This window comes from Neorhizobium sp. PAMB6630 (genome assembly GCF_058242775.1).
This window is the reverse complement of the sequence record NZ_CM177836.1, coordinates 1,490,305-1,504,765: the sequence shown is the minus strand read 5'-3', so window position 1 is coordinate 1,504,765 and position 14,461 is coordinate 1,490,305. Positions and strand designations below refer to the sequence as shown.

General features: G+C 60.9%; 13 protein-coding genes and 1 pseudogene. 5 read left to right on the top strand and 9 right to left on the bottom strand.

Features of this window, described 5'->3' with window-relative positions:
- Positions 1–94: 94 nt before the first annotated feature.
- On the top strand, positions 95–268 hold the full coding sequence (locus AC4CWF_RS07135) for a hypothetical protein (protein WP_491284427.1): 174 nt from the start codon (positions 95–97) through the stop codon (positions 266–268).
- Between the two features lie 207 nt (positions 269–475).
- Here AC4CWF_RS07135 and AC4CWF_RS07130 read toward each other — a convergent pair whose 3' ends face one another.
- Both AC4CWF_RS07130 and AC4CWF_RS07125 read right to left on the bottom strand, forming a co-directional pair.
- Complete coding sequence (locus AC4CWF_RS07130; RefSeq protein WP_491284425.1) at positions 476–1,357, bottom strand: 50S ribosomal protein L11 methyltransferase; 882 nt, start codon at positions 1,355–1,357, stop codon at positions 476–478.
- A gap of 124 nt (positions 1,358–1,481) precedes the next feature.
- Complete coding sequence (locus AC4CWF_RS07125) at positions 1,482–2,081, bottom strand: SCO family protein (RefSeq protein ID WP_491284422.1); 600 nt, start codon at positions 2,079–2,081, stop codon at positions 1,482–1,484.
- Positions 2,082–2,586: 505 nt separating this feature from the next.
- On the opposite strand from AC4CWF_RS07125, the gene AC4CWF_RS07120 reads away from it, so the two are divergent.
- Positions 2,587–4,548: a methyl-accepting chemotaxis protein gene (locus tag AC4CWF_RS07120; protein WP_491284420.1), complete on the top strand. Its 1,962-nt coding sequence runs from the start codon at positions 2,587–2,589 to the stop codon at positions 4,546–4,548.
- 2 nt (positions 4,549–4,550) lie between these two features.
- Positions 4,551–5,015, top strand: coding sequence for a chemotaxis protein CheW (locus AC4CWF_RS07115; protein WP_210104599.1), 465 nt, complete (start codon positions 4,551–4,553; stop codon positions 5,013–5,015).
- Positions 5,016–5,110: 95 nt separating this feature from the next.
- Here AC4CWF_RS07115 and AC4CWF_RS07110 read toward each other — a convergent pair whose 3' ends face one another.
- Together AC4CWF_RS07110 and AC4CWF_RS07105 are read right to left on the bottom strand one after the other, a co-directional pair.
- The gene (locus tag AC4CWF_RS07110) at positions 5,111–5,554 is read right to left on the bottom strand and encodes a CreA family protein (RefSeq protein WP_491285259.1); all 444 of its coding nucleotides are present in this window, start codon (positions 5,552–5,554) and stop codon (positions 5,111–5,113) included.
- 132 nt (positions 5,555–5,686) lie between these two features.
- Positions 5,687–6,277 carry a 3'-5' exonuclease gene (locus AC4CWF_RS07105; protein WP_491284419.1) on the bottom strand — a complete coding sequence of 197 codons (591 nt, stop codon included), beginning with the start codon at positions 6,275–6,277 and terminating at the stop codon, positions 5,687–5,689.
- Positions 6,278–6,542: 265 nt separating this feature from the next.
- On the opposite strand from AC4CWF_RS07105, the gene AC4CWF_RS07100 reads away from it, so the two are divergent.
- A complete protein-coding gene (locus AC4CWF_RS07100; protein WP_491284418.1) occupies positions 6,543–7,064 on the top strand; it encodes a GNAT family N-acetyltransferase in 522 nt (173 codons plus the stop codon).
- Positions 7,065–7,137: 73 nt separating this feature from the next.
- On the opposite strand, the pseudogene AC4CWF_RS07095 reads toward AC4CWF_RS07100, so the two are convergent.
- From AC4CWF_RS07095 to lpxC, 5 genes and pseudogenes are all read right to left on the bottom strand, one after another.
- A pseudogene (locus AC4CWF_RS07095) lies at positions 7,138–7,254 on the bottom strand (endonuclease domain-containing protein); the annotation flags it as partial.
- 123 nt (positions 7,255–7,377) lie between these two features.
- Complete coding sequence (gene ligA / locus AC4CWF_RS07090) at positions 7,378–9,537, bottom strand: NAD-dependent DNA ligase LigA (protein ID WP_491284417.1); 2,160 nt, start codon at positions 9,535–9,537, stop codon at positions 7,378–7,380.
- Positions 9,538–9,706: 169 nt separating this feature from the next.
- Positions 9,707–11,380: a DNA repair protein RecN gene (gene recN, locus AC4CWF_RS07085; RefSeq protein ID WP_491284416.1), complete on the bottom strand. Its 1,674-nt coding sequence runs from the start codon at positions 11,378–11,380 to the stop codon at positions 9,707–9,709.
- A 13-nt stretch (positions 11,381–11,393) separates the two neighbouring features.
- Complete coding sequence (locus tag AC4CWF_RS07080) at positions 11,394–12,236, bottom strand: outer membrane protein assembly factor BamD (RefSeq protein ID WP_491284415.1); 843 nt, start codon at positions 12,234–12,236, stop codon at positions 11,394–11,396.
- Positions 12,237–12,445: 209 nt separating this feature from the next.
- A complete protein-coding gene (lpxC, locus tag AC4CWF_RS07075) occupies positions 12,446–13,399 on the bottom strand; it encodes a UDP-3-O-acyl-N-acetylglucosamine deacetylase (RefSeq protein ID WP_491284414.1) in 954 nt (317 codons plus the stop codon).
- Positions 13,400–13,790: 391 nt separating this feature from the next.
- Here lpxC and AC4CWF_RS07070 point away from each other — a divergent pair, with 391 nt between their 5' ends.
- Positions 13,791–14,402, top strand: coding sequence for a hypothetical protein (locus AC4CWF_RS07070; RefSeq protein WP_491284413.1), 612 nt, complete (start codon positions 13,791–13,793; stop codon positions 14,400–14,402).
- The last annotated feature ends 59 nt before the right edge of the window (positions 14,403–14,461 follow it).

Here is a 14,461-nt window from a genome sequence, read left to right as displayed (position 1 = left end):
TGTTGCAGATCCCCTGACTGAACGGCGAAAAAGCGCCTATATCTCCATCATCGTGTGAACGGGAAACCGCCACCAACCCAAAAGGACCGCTGACATGGCCAATTCATTTTTCCGCAATGCTTTCGACCGCGTCATCGCTGCACGCGAGCGCCAGGCAAGCCGTTACGTGAACGGCGCCCTGATGTATCTGGACAACGAAACGCTGGCGACGCTTGGCACCAGCCAGGAAGAACTGCGCCGCAAGGGTGCAACGCGCTACGTGTTCTGATCCACCGCGCATCGGCTTTCCTCCCGGCCGCTGCCTTGCCAGAACACGCATAAAGACCCGCTCGAGCACCTCCCAATCGGCTCGCGGGTCGGATCGGTCTCCTCCAGGCCCGATCCATTCCGAGGCGGCACCTCACGGTGTCGCCTTTTCTTTTGCTTGCGGGCAGGCATGCGTCAGGCGCAATGCTGCACCGCAAAATAACGGGAGCTACGCCCCGTGCCGCAGGTGGATCGTCACCCAGCCGTTGCGCCAGATGGTGCGCACATGGGCAAGGCCTGCACCATTATAGGCGGCAATCACCTTCCAGCGCTGCGAGGCCAGGATCCCCGACAGGATGACATCGCCGCCCGGCGACAGATGCGTTGCAAGCTGCGGCGCCATCTTGATCAGGGGCCGTGCCAGAATATTGGCAATGATGAGGTCGAAAGGCCCATGGCGACGGAAGGCGGACGAATGAAAGCCCGGTGCTGTCTCCAGCGTAATGCCCTGCACGATACCGTTCAGCCGCACGTTTTCAGCCGCCACGCGCACGGCAACCGGATCGATGTCGGTGGCAAGAACCGGAATATTGGCAAGCTTCCTCACACCGATGGCGAGAACGCCGCTGCCGGTGCCGAGATCGAGCGCATTGCGCGGCGGATGCGCCCGCATCACGCGGGCAATGGTTTCCAGGCAGCCTGCCGTGGTGCCGTGATGGCCGGTGCCAAAGGCCTGGCCCGCATCGATTTCGATGGCGAGATCACCGGCTCGTGCCTTGTCGCGATCATGTGACCCATGCACCAGGAACCGCCCGGCGCGCACCGGCTTCAGGCCTTCCAGCGATTTTGCGATCCAGTCGATGTCGGGCAGCACTTCGCGGGTGATTTCGAGACCGGGATATGCCTCGCCGATCGTTTCGGCAAAGCGCCTCAGCACCTCGTCCTCGTCAGCGCGCATCATATAGACGGAAGCTTCCCAGCGGTCGGCTTTTTCGTCCACCTCTGTCGTGCCGATCGCCAGATCCTCCTCGCCGAAGCAAAACGACAGCAGGTCGAGAATGTCTTCCGATTCGCGCTCGGTGACGGTGACGTAGAGGCGGATCTCACTCAAGGTCTGGTTCTTTCTGCAGCTGGCTTCTGGCGGCTGGCATTCTGTGGTCGATCAACACGAAAATCAGCCATGCCACAAAACCTTCCGCCGCATCAAGCAACAGCTTGGATCTTCATGATTGGCATCAGCCCTTGATCAGGTTTTCCAGCTTCTTCGTGGCCGTATCCGGATTTTCACCGTAAGCAATGGTGCCGGCAAAACGCCCGCCATGGTTCAGCAGAAAGACGGATGCGGTGTGATCCATGGTATAGTCGCCGCCCGGATCCTTCTCGTCGACAGGCACCTTGCGGGCATAGACGCGAAAGCCCTTCACAACATCGGCAATCTTGCCCGGATCGCCAGAAATGCCGATGACACGGTCGGTGACGTTGGAGACATAGCGGCCGAGCAGTTCCGGCGGATCGCGCTCGGGATCGACGGTGATGAAATAGGCATTCATCTTGGTGCCATCAGGGTCCACCTGGTGCAGCCAGCCGTTCAGCTCAAACAGCGTGGTCGGGCACACTTCCGGACAATGGGTGAAACCGAAGAACAGCGCCGTCGGCTTGTCCTGAAAGGCTTTTTCGGTGATCGGCTGGCCGTTTTGCGCCACCAGTGTGAAAGGAACGCCAAACGGACCTTCCGCGATATCCTTGTTGGAGCGCGTCACTTCAAGCGTCAGCCAGCCCAATACGGCAGCCATCACGGCGCAGGCGGTCCACAGGGCAATTCGGAGGGTCTTCATGGCAGATGCAGGCTCCCGGCGACATTATGTTCGCTCCTCTTTAAGCCCTGCCCTGCCCGGCTGCAATTCAAGAACGCGTTCAACCACCTCGGCGCGCTGGATTGCCGCAACCGGCAGCGGCCGATGCACCCTCATGCTGCCCCTACATGCACCAGGCAGCAAGGCTTTGCGACATCGCAAGGTAGATGGCAGAGCCATGCATGATCCAACCATAAGCTGCAAAAGCGCAGATGCCGCTCAGAAACACCGCCGAGGCGACCCATAAAGGCAAATATGAAGGATGCTCAGGTAACCGCATGGCAACTTTCTTGACCAACACTGATCCGGTGCGAAGTTCTTACTTGCCATATCAGGATTAGCGAATGTTTAACACCTGTTTGAGACAGTTTTGGTGCGAGTTGACGTAACTGCCGGTGCATGAACGCGCCTTTTCCCGAACCGCATCCAGCATTGTACAGCGTCCTCGTCTTCCCAGCCAGGGCCTCAACAGGAACGAACAGCACTCATGACCAGCACATCCGGCAGCAGGACAATGTCAGTAGGCCAGCGCCTGATGACGCTCGGCGGCGCAGCCTTTATCGGAATGGGAGCGATCGTGACGATCGGCTGGTACCAGCAGGGGCGCGTCGAGACCGGGCTCAACCAGGCCGTGGAGATCAACCGGCAGGTCGAGAATCTAGCCGCGCTGAAATCCGATAGCCTGGAGATGATTCTTGCCGCGATGGATACGATCGTCGACAAGGACGAAGGCAAGGTGCAGCCAGAACGCGTCCAGCTGATCGCCGAGTCAGCCAAGAAACTGGAGGATGGCGCAGCAGACGTCGCAAAACTGGCCGCTCTCGTCGGGCAGCCAAGCCTTTCCGCATCGTTTGCAGGTGACGTGGCAACCGTCGCCAAAGCCATTCAGGTGGACCTGACGAAACTGGTGGAAACGCGCGCTCCGGAGGAGGCCTTCGATGCCATCGACGACGCCATCGACGGCGGCGGCGAAAAGATCACCACGACACTCAGCGAAATCGCCAGGCTCGGCAGCGCCTTTGCAGCCGAAAATATTTCAACGGTGGAGAAAACATCGAGCAACTCGCTCTGGATCCAGTTCATCTGCGGGCTTGTCGCCATGGCCTTTGTCACCGTTCTGCAGATGATCCACGGCGGCGCTATCCGCCGTGGCATCAGAGATCTGAAGGACAGCATGCAGCGCATCGTGGCCGGAGACTGTGAGACGCCGGTACCGGGGCTCGGCGCCAGCGACGAGATCGGCGACATGGCGCGCGCCACCGAAATCTTCCGTCAGGCCAATCTCGACAAGATCCGGCTGGAACAGGAAACGCAGGAAAACCGGGCGCGCACCGAACAGGCCACCCGCGAGCGCGACGCAGTGCAAAAGGCCGATGCCGAAGCGATCAACACCGCAACGCGGGCACTTGCCGCCGCCCTCACCCGCCTTTCGGAAGGCGATCTCAGCGTTGCCATCGACCGCCCCTTCCGCGAGGATCTGGAGCCGGTGCGCGCCGACTTCAACCGGTTGACGGAAAAGCTGCGGATGATCATGACGGAGATTTCCGGCAGTTCCAGTTCCATCCAGGCCAATGCCCAGCAGATGCGCTCTGCCGCAGACGATCTGGCCAAGCGCACCGAACAGCAGGCAGCAGCGCTTGAAGAAACCTCGGCAGCGCTGGAGCAGATTACCCGCACGGTGCGCAACGCAACCGACCGGGCTGAAGGCGCCAGCAAGATGGTGAGCAACGCCAAGGACTTTGCCGAACGTTCCTCGCAGGTGGTGACCGATGCCATGGCCGCCATGGAACGCATCGAAGGCGCCACCGGCGAGATTGGCAAGATCATCAACGTGGTCGAGGAAATCGCCTTCCAGACCAACCTTCTGGCGCTGAATGCCGGCGTTGAAGCCGCGCGTGCGGGTGAAGCCGGCAAGGGTTTTGCCGTCGTTGCCCAGGAAGTGCGCGAGCTTGCCGGGCGCGCATCGGGCGCTGCCAAGGATATCAAGGCGCTCGTCACCCGCTCCAGCGGCGAAGTGCAGACCGGCGTTGCGTTGGTACGCGCCACCGGCGAGGCGCTGCACCGCATCGGCGATGACGTCTTGAAGATCAACGACGACGTCGGGGCCATCGTCACCTCGGCGCGCGAACAGTTCGTCGGCCTGTCGGAAATCAACTCCGCCATCGGCCAGATGGATCAGACCACCCAGAAGAATGCGGCCATGGTGGAGGAAACCAATGCCTCCAGCCATACGCTGGCCAGCGATGCCGAAAACCTGACCCGCCTGATGGGCCAGTTCCGCATCGAAAGCGCGGGGCCGCGCGCTGTCGAGATGACAAGCGCCCCCGCCCAGTCCCGCCCCTCTCCCGCCCGCAACCTGATGAACAGGGTTGCGAGCGCCATCACCAGCAGCAGGCCGGCAGCGGGTTCGCTCGCTGTCGCCACCAAAGAACAATGGGAAGAATTCTAACCATGACGAACGCTATCAAGAAGACCGGCGCCTATCTCGAGATCGTCTCCTTCCACCTCGGCGACCAGGAGTTTTGCATCGACATCATGGCCATCCGCGAAATCCGCGGCTGGGCTCCGGTGACGCCGATGCCGCACACGCCGCCTTACGTGCTCGGCCTCATCAACCTGCGCGGCGCGGTGATCCCGGTCATCGACATGGCCTGCCGTCTCGGCATGAAGATGACCGAGCCGTCTGAGCGTGCAGCGATCATCGTCACCGATATCGCCGGCAAGCTGGTCGGCCTGCTGGTCGAACAGGTGTCGGACATGATGACGATCAAGAGCGAAGACCTGCAGCCGGCGCCGGAAATCATTCCGGAAGCCCAGCGCGCCTTCTGCCGCGGCATCGTGGCGCTGGAAAAGACCATGGTCTGCTTCCTCAACCTCGACACCGTGATTGCCGACGAACTGGCGCAGGCCGCCTGATCCGCAAAAGCGGTTGGCTTGATTCGTCTGGAATGCTGCTGATGGATGGCGATGCCCCGGTCTTTGCGACCGGGGTTTTCGGCGTTATCTCGCCATCACTTCGGTTGGCCCTTCGTCCAGGTGACTGCCTGGTTGAACAGCGGCACCGTGGAAATCGCCATCTTGGCCGAGCCGTCGGTCAGTTCGCGGGTGTGGACGAGGTAGACGAGCGTGTTGTTTTCCTTGTCATAGATCCGGTTGACGACCATCTTTTTCCAGATCAGCGACATGCCCTGCTTGAACACTTCCTCGCCTCCCTTGGAGAGCGAGATATCGCCGATCTCGATCGGCCCGGTCTGGCGGCAGGCGATGGAATTGTTGGAGGGATCCTCGAACCATTTGCCGTTCTTCAGCCGGTCCAGCACGCCGCGATCGAAATAGGTGACGTGGCAGGTGACGCCCTTCACCTTGGGATCGGTCACGGCGTCCACGATGATATCGTTGCCCATCCAGTCGACGCCGACTTCACCGACGACTTCGGCTAAGGATGGAGAGGCCATCAGCGCACCAAAAACGGCGGCGGCGGCAAGAAAAAGAGGGGCGCGCATGAACAAGGTCTCCATCAGGGGATGCTGATCACGAGATAGGCATCAGACGGTCGATTGCAAGACGGCCGCGCGCCGGGCAGACGTTCAGCGCTTGCGCAGCGTGCAGGCCGTATAACCACCGGCATACAGACGCCCGACCGTCATGCCGATGTGGAGTGGAATGTCGCGGGCGTGAGCGGCCCCGACAGTGCGGGCAATAGCAAGCGTGGCCTCGGCGCAGATCGCGGCGTCTTCCGCTGCATTGTGATGCTTGAACCGCAGGCCGAGATGCGCTGCCAGTACATTCAGCTTGTGCGAGGTCAGGTGCGGCCAGACGTTTTTGGCCATCTTGACGCTGCAGAGATAGGAAAGCTCCGGATAGGACTGCCGGTAAAGATCGAGGCAGGCGCGCCAGACGCTGAAATCGAAGGCCGCATTATGGGCAATCATCGTGGCGCCGGCAAAATCGTCGATGAACTCGTCCATCACCTCTGGAAACTCGCCTGCATCCTCCACATGCTCCGGCCGGATACCGTGGACGGCGATGTTGAACGAGGAAAAGCGCATGTCGCGCGGCCGGATCATCCGCTCCTCGACGCGCACCACCCGTCCCTCCTCGATCCAGGCGAGACCGACCGAACAGGCGCTGCCGCGCTGCTCATTGGCGGTTTCGAAATCGATGGCGATGGTTTTCAAGGGCGATGTCCCGGCGGTTGTTGTGCGGATGGTTCTATCCTCCGGTGCTGATTCGGCAAAGCCATCTTGACGACAGGCGAACCGTCTGAGACCTTAAGCCCATGATCAATCTGCGCACCCATCTTGTGATGACCCACACCATCCGCCCTGCAGGGCGTGTGGACGGTCGGCGCATGGCCTGATCAGTCCACACTTCCCTGCCGGTTAAGGCAGGGACCCGTCACATGGCTCTGCCTCGGCTTTTACCAGAACCCGAGAGAGCACGATGCAAGACGAACCACCCGCACAACGACCCAATCCCGATTTCATCATCCGCGCCGCGCGCCCCTCCGATGTCGAGGCGATCACAGCACTTGTGAACCTTCCGGGCTTTCGCCGGGGAACGCTTCGCCTGCCCTATCAGAGTATTGCCGAGACCGCCCGTCGCTTCAGCGATGCCAACCCCAATACACATGGGCTGGTGGCGGAGTTGAACGGGGAAATTGTCGGCGAGATCGGCCTGATGCGGCAGACCGGTCGACGCGCGCATGTGGCCTCCATCGGCATGGGCGTTCATGATGCGCATGCCGGGTGCGGTATCGGCTCGGCGCTGATGGCCGCCGTCATAGATCTTGCCGACAACTGGCTGAACCTGCGCCGACTGGAACTCACCGTCTTCGTGGACAACGAACCGGCGCTGGCGCTCTACCAAAAGTTTGGCTTTGCCGTGGAAGGCACCCACACCGATTTCGCCTTTCGCGATGGGGCGTTTGTGGATGCGTTTGCGATGGCGCGGCTGAAGAAGTGACGCGCAAGCCGCCCCCTCATCGCCTCGCCTTCGCTCGGCACTTCTCCCCGCTGGGGAGAAGACAACCTCAACCGCGGTGGCGCCTCATCGAAACAGGCGACCAAATGGCAGTTGCGCCAGCCGCCCCCTCATCCGCCCTTCGGGCACCTTCTCCCCGAGGGGAGAAGAGAACCGCCATCGCTGCGGCCCCTCAGATGGAAGAGGCTGAAACGTCGTCCCCATCCCGCTTCTCCCCTCGGGGAGAAGATGCCGGCAGGCAGATTAGGGGGCGGCTGGCTACGACGGTCAAATCACTGGGGCTCGCAAACCTCCCTCACCCGCCGATCAGCGCCAGCCACTCATCTTCGTCCATGGTCTGCACACCCAGTTCTGCCGCCTTGGCCAGTTTCGAGCCCGCACCCGGACCGGCAACCAGAATATCGGTTTTCTTCGACACCGAGCCGGCCACCTTGGCGCCAAGGCTTTCGGCGCGGGCCTTGGCCTCGTCGCGGGTGAATTTTTCAAGAGAACCGGTAAACACCACCGTCTTGCCCGCCACGGGACTGTCGGTCGTCACCGGCTGTTCGGCCTCCTGCGGCGTCACTTCCGATAGAAGGCGCCCGATCACCTCGACATTGCGCGACTCCTTGAAGAACTCGACAATGGCGCGTGCCATCACCTCTCCGATGCCTTCGATATTGTTCAAATCCGTCCAGGCATCGCCGGAGAGCGCCGCCGCCTCCTTCATGGCTGCCTCGAAGGCAGAATAGCTGCCATAGGCGCGCGCCAGAAGTTTTGCCGTGGTTTCACCGACATGGCGGATGCCGAGCGCGAAGATGAAGCGGTTGAGCGCAATCCTCCGGCGTTCGTCGATAGCGTCATACAGTTTCCTGACGCTGACCTTGCCGAACCCGTCAATGTTTTCGAGCTTGGTGAGGGTCGAGCCCTCCTGTCGCGCCTTCAGCGTAAAAATATCCGGCGCGGTGCGGATCTGCAGCGCGGGATCTTCTGCTTCAAAGAAGAAATCGATCTGTTTTGCGCCAAGCCCCTCGATATCGAAGGCATTGCGCGAGACGAAATGTTTCAGGTGCTCCTTGGCCTGCGCCGAGCAGGTAAAGCCACCGGTGCAGCGCATGACCGAATCAAGCTTGCCGGTCTTTTCATTGCGTTCGCGCACCGCATGGCTGCCGCAGACCGGGCATTTCGGCTGGAGCACATATTCACGGGCGTCTTCGCTGCGCTTCTCCAGCACCACATCCAGCACCTGCGGGATGACATCACCGGCGCGCTGGACGATCACGGTATCGCCGATGCGGATATCATGGCCTTCCGGGCGAATACGCTCGCCGGAATTGCCGATGCCCTTGATGTAATCCTCGTTATGCAAGGTGGCATTGGTGACGACGACGCCACCGACGGTAATCGGTGTCAGCCGCGCCACCGGCGTCAGCGCACCAGTGCGGCCCACCTGAATGTCGATGGCCTCGACTGTCGTAAACGCTTGTTCGGCGGGAAACTTGTGGGCGGTGGCCCAGCGCGGCGAGCGCGAGCGGAATCCCAGACGCTGCTGCAGGCCAAGCTCGTCCACCTTGTAGACGACGCCATCGATATCATAATCGAGGTCCGGGCGCTGCAGGCCGATCTCGTGGTAATGCGCCAGAATTTCGGCAACCGAGGTCAGCCGCTTCATCAGCGGGTTGATCGGAAAACCCCAGTCGCGAAAGGTTTCCACCATGCCCATCTGGGTGGTGGCCGGCATGTCCGACATCTCTCCCCAGGCATAGGCAAAAAAGCGCAGCTTGCGGCTTGCCGTCACCTTTGCGTCGAGCTGGCGCAGCGAACCCGCCGCCGTGTTGCGCGGGTTGACATAGGTCGGCTTGCCCTGCGCCTCCATCTGCGCATTCAGCGCCAGAAAATCGCTTTTCGCCATATAGACCTCGCCGCGCACTTCCACGATCTCAGGCACGCCCGCCGGCAGCTGCTGGGGAATTTCGGCGATGGTGCGGATATTGGCCGTGACGTTTTCGCCCGTCGTGCCATCGCCGCGGGTGGCAGCGCTCACCATGCGGCCGTTTTCGTAGCGGATCGACATGGAGAGCCCGTCGATCTTCGGCTCGGCGGTAAAGGCAATCGAATCATCCGGCAGGCGGCCGAGGAAACGATAGACCGAGCCGATGAAATCGCCGACATCCTCGTCGGAAAACGTGTTGTCGAGCGACAGCATGGGGCGCGCATGGGTGATCTGCGAAAAGGTCGGCAGCGGGGCTGCCCCCACCTGCAGGCTCGGGCTGTCGGAGCGAACCAGTTCAGGGAAACGTTTTTCGATGGCGTCGTTGCGCCGCTTCAGCGCATCGTAATCGGCGTCGGAAATTTCTGGTGCATCGCCGCCGTGATAGGCAAGGTCATGGCGGGCAATCTCTGCGGCAAGCGTCGCCAGTTCGGCTGCCGCCTGTTCCTCGTTCAACGTCTCCACGGGGTTTTGTTCAACGGGCATGCGCTCTACTCCAACACGGCAAGGCCTGACGATGCGAACATCGTTGCCAAGGCGTTTTACCCGAAAGAGGAGCCGGGCAAAATGGCAAAGCATGCCGATCCACTGCCCGATGCGACAGTTTCAACCGAACCCGCAAATCCCGCAGTCCCTGGTGCTGCGCGACAAAGGCTCAGGCGTTGCCCGACAGCAGCCGGGCGGCGGCAGCCCTTGCCTCATCCGTCACGGACGCACCGGAGAGCATGCGGGCAATCTCTTCGGCGCGGTGTTCCGGTGCCATGGTGGCTACGCGCGTTGCAATCTTGTCGGAGCCGTCGCTGGCCGGCCCCTTGGAGATGAGGAGATGGGTGGCGGCGCGCGCAGCCACCTGCGGCGCGTGGGTGACCGAGAGAACCTGCACGGTCTGGGACAGCCGCTTCAGCCGCTGGCCGATGGCATCGGCGACCGCACCGCCAACGCCGGTGTCGATTTCGTCAAACACCAGCGTCGGGGCAGAACCCCGATCGGCCAGCGCCACCTTAAGGGCCAGGAGGAAGCGAGACAGCTCACCGCCGGAGGCAACCTTCATGATCGGGCCGGGGCGCGTGCCGGGGTTGGTCTGGACGTGAAATTCCACCGTGTCGATGCCGTCTGCCGTCGCATTGTCAGGATCGGCGGTGACATTGACCATAAAACGGGCGCGCTCCAGCTTCAGCGCCGGCAGTTCTGCCATCACCGCCTCTGCCAGTGCGTCGGCTCCGTTGTGGCGCTTTCCCGACAGAGACAGCGCGGCACGATCAAAGTCTGCCTTGGCTGATGTCGCAGCCTTTTCCAGCTGCCCAAGACGCTCTTCGCCGGCATCGAGATCGGCAAGGTCGGCCACCATCTTTTCGGCAAGCGCCGGCAGGTCGGCCACGGCGACGGCATATTTGCGGCTGGCGGCCCTCAGCGCAAACAGGCGTTCTTCAACGCGCTCCAGTTCGCGTGGATCAAACTCCGTGCGGCGAAGGGCTGATTCGGCCTCCATCTGGGCATTGGAAAGGTTGTCGAGGGCAGCATCGAGAAGCTGCACGGTGTCTTCGAGAAGACCCGGCGCCTCGTGGCTCTTGCGCTCCAGACGGCGCACCAGCGAGGCAATCAATGGCACGGGTGAACCATTGCCGTTCAGAAACTCGCAAGCCTCGGAAATGTCGCCGGCGATGCGTTCGGATTTCTGCATGCGCGAGCGGTTTTCCGCCAGTTCCTCTTCCTCGCCGTCGCGGGGGCTAAGGCCCTCCAGTTCCTCGACGGAGGCACGCAGGAAATCGGCCTCGCGGGCGGCCGCTTCGACGCGGGCGCGGTGGGTTTTCAAGGCCCGGTCGGCATCGCGCCATTGCTTGTAGAGGGAGGAGACGGTCGCCACCTCGTCGGTCAGCCCGGTAAAGGCATCGAGCAGCGCGCGGTGGGCATTGATGTCGACCAGCGCCCGGTCATCGTGCTGGCCGTGGATTTCCACCAGAAGCTGGCCGGCCTGTCGCATCATCTGCACGCTGACCGGCTGATCGTTGATGGAGGCTTTGGTGCGGCCGTCGGCCGATTGCATGCGGCGGAAAATCAGGTCGCCGTCATCGTCAAGGCCGTTTTCGCGCAGCATCAGCCGCGCCGGGTGATCCATGCCCACGTCGAAGACGGCGGTCACCTGCCCCTTGTCGAGGCCGTGGCGCACAAGCCCGCCATCGCCGCGCCCACCGAGCGCCAGCGACAGGCTGTCCAGGAGGATGGATTTCCCCGCCCCGGTTTCGCCCGTCAGCACCGAAAGGCCGCTTTCGAACGAAAGGTCCAGCCGCTCGATCAGAACGATATCGCGGATCGACAACTGGCTAAGCATGATGTCCCTTGTTTCAGGCGCCGATCAGCTTGGCACCGGCGCGAGAAATCCACGATCCGCGGTTCTCGCGCGGCTCCAGGCCGCCGCCCTTCAGCAGTTTGAAGCTATCCGCATACCATTGGCTATCCGGATAGTTGTGGCCGAGAACGGCTGCTGCCGTCTGCGCCTCTTCCGTCACGCCCATGGCATAATAGGCTTCGACGAGACGCGCCAGCGCCTCTTCGACCTGATTGGTATTGCCGTAATTTTCCACAACGGTCCGGAAGCGCGTGATGGCCGCCAGATATTCCTTGCGCTCGAGGTAATAACGCCCGACCTGCATTTCCTTGCCGGCGAGCTGGTCGCGGGCAAAGCGGATCTTGGCCTGCGCATCCTCGACATATTCCGACTTCGGGAAATCACGAACCACAACCGACATAGCCTCGATGGTGCGGTTGGACGCCTTCTGATCCTGGGTGACGTCGGAAATCTGCTTGGAATAGGACAGACCGACCAGATACTGCACATAGGCTGTATCTTCCGAGCGCGGATATTGCTTCAGGTAACGATTGCCGGTCTGAACGGCATCATCATAACGCGCCAGGCGATATTTGGTGAAAGTGCTCATGACGAGCGCCTTGCGGCCCCATTCAGAAAACGGGTTCTGCTTTTCGATGGAGTCAAACTTGCGGCTGGCTTCCGCAAGGTTGCCGGCCTTCATGTTGGCCAGGCCCTGATTGTACAGCTGCTCCGGCGGATCGGCATTGAGGCCAAGCTTGGTGATGTCGATGTCCGGGTCCGATTGGCAAGAGGTCACCAGCGTACCCGTTCCCACCAGCAGCAGGGACACGAGCGCAAGGCGTGCGGTGTTCCTCATTCCAACAGACTTCGTCTCAGTCATTCGACACTTCCCGATTGCCACGCGATGTTACATCGACCGCCCGAATTGGCGTTCTAGCCATAAAAGAAGCGGGAGAGCAACGCAATGATGGTGCTTTGACGCATTTTTGTGGCAGCGCCACACCATGTTCCAAAAAGAAAGGCCGCCTGCAGGAGACGGCCTTACAAACAGTGTGCTGATGGTGCTCAACCGGCCCAGGGCGCAAATTCCGCCGTGCTGACGGCGACGAATTCGCGGGCGCGAACCCGCTGGCTGCGCATCGGGGCTTCCACCACTTCATAGGCTGTGGGATCGCTGAGCAGCGCCTTCAGCGCATTGGCGTTCATCTTGTGGCCGCCGCGATAGGAACGGTAGCAGCCGATGAACTGGGCGCCGGCGAGTGCCAGATCGCCCACGGCATCCAGCGTCTTGTGGCGCACGAATTCGTCCGTGTAGCGCAGGCCTTCAATGTTGACGACCGAATCATCGTCGGAAATCACGACGGAATTTTCGAGCGACGAGCCGAGCGCAAAGCCGGCAGCCCAGAGGCGCTCAACATCACGCATGAAGCCGAAGGTGCGGGCGCGCGACAGTTCATCACGGAACACCTTCGCCGTCAGGTCACCCTTCCAGCTCTGGCGGCCGATCAGAGGCGAGTCGAAATCGATCTCCACCTCGAAGCGCGTGCCGTCATAGGGACGGAATTCCGACCAGGAGGCGCCCGAATCGATGCGCACCGGCTTCAGCACGCGGATGTAGCGGCGCTTTTCACCCAGGTTGACGATACCGGCCTGTTCGATAGCGTCGATGAAGGGAAAGGAGGAACCGTCCATGATCGGCATTTCGGCGCCATCGACTTCGACCACCAGATTGTCGAGGCCCAGCGCATACAGTGCGGCCATGACGTGTTCAATGGTGGCAATCGAGCGCGAGAGCGAGGTGCCAAGCACGGTGCAGAGATCGGTATTGCCGACATTGGACGACACTGCGCGATATTCGGCAATAGATCCATCGGCCAGCTGCCGGCTGAACAGGATGCCGGTGCCGGCTTCCGCCGGCTGGAAGGTGATCGAGACCGAGTTGCCAGAATGCACACCGATGCCAGAAAGGGTTACGGGGGCTGCGATTGTGGTTTGGAAACCCAGAAGTCCGATCGTCATGTCTTGTGCCTTCTCATGGCCGACCTCCGCTTTCGGGACGCCGGACCCTTGATGTTTCGTTACGCTTGACGCGTTGAAACCTTGCTTTCTCAATTCTGTACATATGCCGGGTGTGCGACCAAGCCAAATCACTGTTTCTTTCGCATTGTTACGAAGTCAGTGCGTTGATTTACCGATGATTTCGGGGGAGAAAACGGTAAAAGCGCGCCATAGCCCTCTTGATGACCAAGACAAGCTTGACGGCAGGCGTCGCATGTAAATAGAATTGAAAAAATAAATTAAAAATTAGAAATACTGCGGGGAGGCCGCCGTGACTAGAGAATACAAATCTGTTTTCCTGCGTCAACAGGCTTTAGTGCAACGCACAATATTTATCTTTTCTTGTTTATATATGTCATTCGCATATACGGACATCGCGGCGGCCGACGAGATCGCTCACGCATCCCCAAGCCAGACATCATGCGGATCACCGGCCACCACTGTCGCCTTGCCCATCGATAGCGCCGTGCTCAAGGCGTCGGCAAAGGTCGAGGAGCCTTGCGTCGGCGCGGGACGCGAAACCACCCTCTCCTTTTCCGGCGTTGATTTGTCCGGGACAGTCCAGCAATACAGCGAGAAGGGTTACACGCTCATCGGGCGTAACGGGCTGAAGCCGTGCAGCGACGACAGTGACTGTATCCGCGCCATGCGCGAACAGGGCAGTAACCGCATCCTCGTCTATGCCCGCGGCAACACCAATTTAAACCTGTCCGTCGACAATACCGACCGGCCCTTCCGCCTGAAGGCGCTAAAGATCTGCAATCCGGACCGCAATACACCGACGCAGTCGATCATGTTTGTCGGACGACTGGCCAATGGCAGCACGACAGCCTTTGCAGTGACCGTTCGCGGCAATTCCAACCAGGACCAGCTTTTCATGTTTCCGGAAAGCTTTCGCAATCTTGTGTCCGTCAGTTGGTCGCCGAAAAACACCGCCGTCACCGACATCACCCTGGTCAACTGATCCGGCCCTGTCGGCGCATGGACCATCCGTTCACGAAAACGCCCGCGGCTTGAGAAGCG

Excerpts from the sequence above, each read along its gene's own strand:
- ligA (WP_491284417.1), bottom strand. The coding sequence starts at position 9,537 with ATGCCCGTTGAACAAAACCCCGTGGAGACGTTGAACGAGGAACAGGCG.
- AC4CWF_RS07100 (WP_491284418.1), top strand. The coding sequence starts at position 6,543 with ATGCAAGACGAACCACCCGCACAACGACCCAATCCCGATTTCATCATC.
- AC4CWF_RS07125 (WP_491284422.1), bottom strand. The coding sequence starts at position 2,081 with ATGAAGACCCTCCGAATTGCCCTGTGGACCGCCTGCGCCGTGATGGCT.
- AC4CWF_RS07120 (WP_491284420.1), top strand. The coding sequence starts at position 2,587 with ATGACCAGCACATCCGGCAGCAGGACAATGTCAGTAGGCCAGCGCCTG.
- AC4CWF_RS07110 (WP_491285259.1), bottom strand. The coding sequence starts at position 5,554 with ATGGCCTCTCCATCCTTAGCCGAAGTCGTCGGTGAAGTCGGCGTCGAC.
- recN (WP_491284416.1), bottom strand. The coding sequence starts at position 11,380 with ATGCTTAGCCAGTTGTCGATCCGCGATATCGTTCTGATCGAGCGGCTG.
- AC4CWF_RS07070 (WP_491284413.1), top strand. The coding sequence starts at position 13,791 with ATGTCATTCGCATATACGGACATCGCGGCGGCCGACGAGATCGCTCAC.
- AC4CWF_RS07080 (WP_491284415.1), bottom strand. The coding sequence starts at position 12,236 with ATGAGGAACACCGCACGCCTTGCGCTCGTGTCCCTGCTGCTGGTGGGA.
- AC4CWF_RS07135 (WP_491284427.1), top strand. The coding sequence starts at position 95 with ATGGCCAATTCATTTTTCCGCAATGCTTTCGACCGCGTCATCGCTGCA.
- AC4CWF_RS07115 (WP_210104599.1), top strand. The coding sequence starts at position 4,551 with ATGACGAACGCTATCAAGAAGACCGGCGCCTATCTCGAGATCGTCTCC.
- lpxC (WP_491284414.1), bottom strand. The coding sequence starts at position 13,399 with ATGACGATCGGACTTCTGGGTTTCCAAACCACAATCGCAGCCCCCGTA.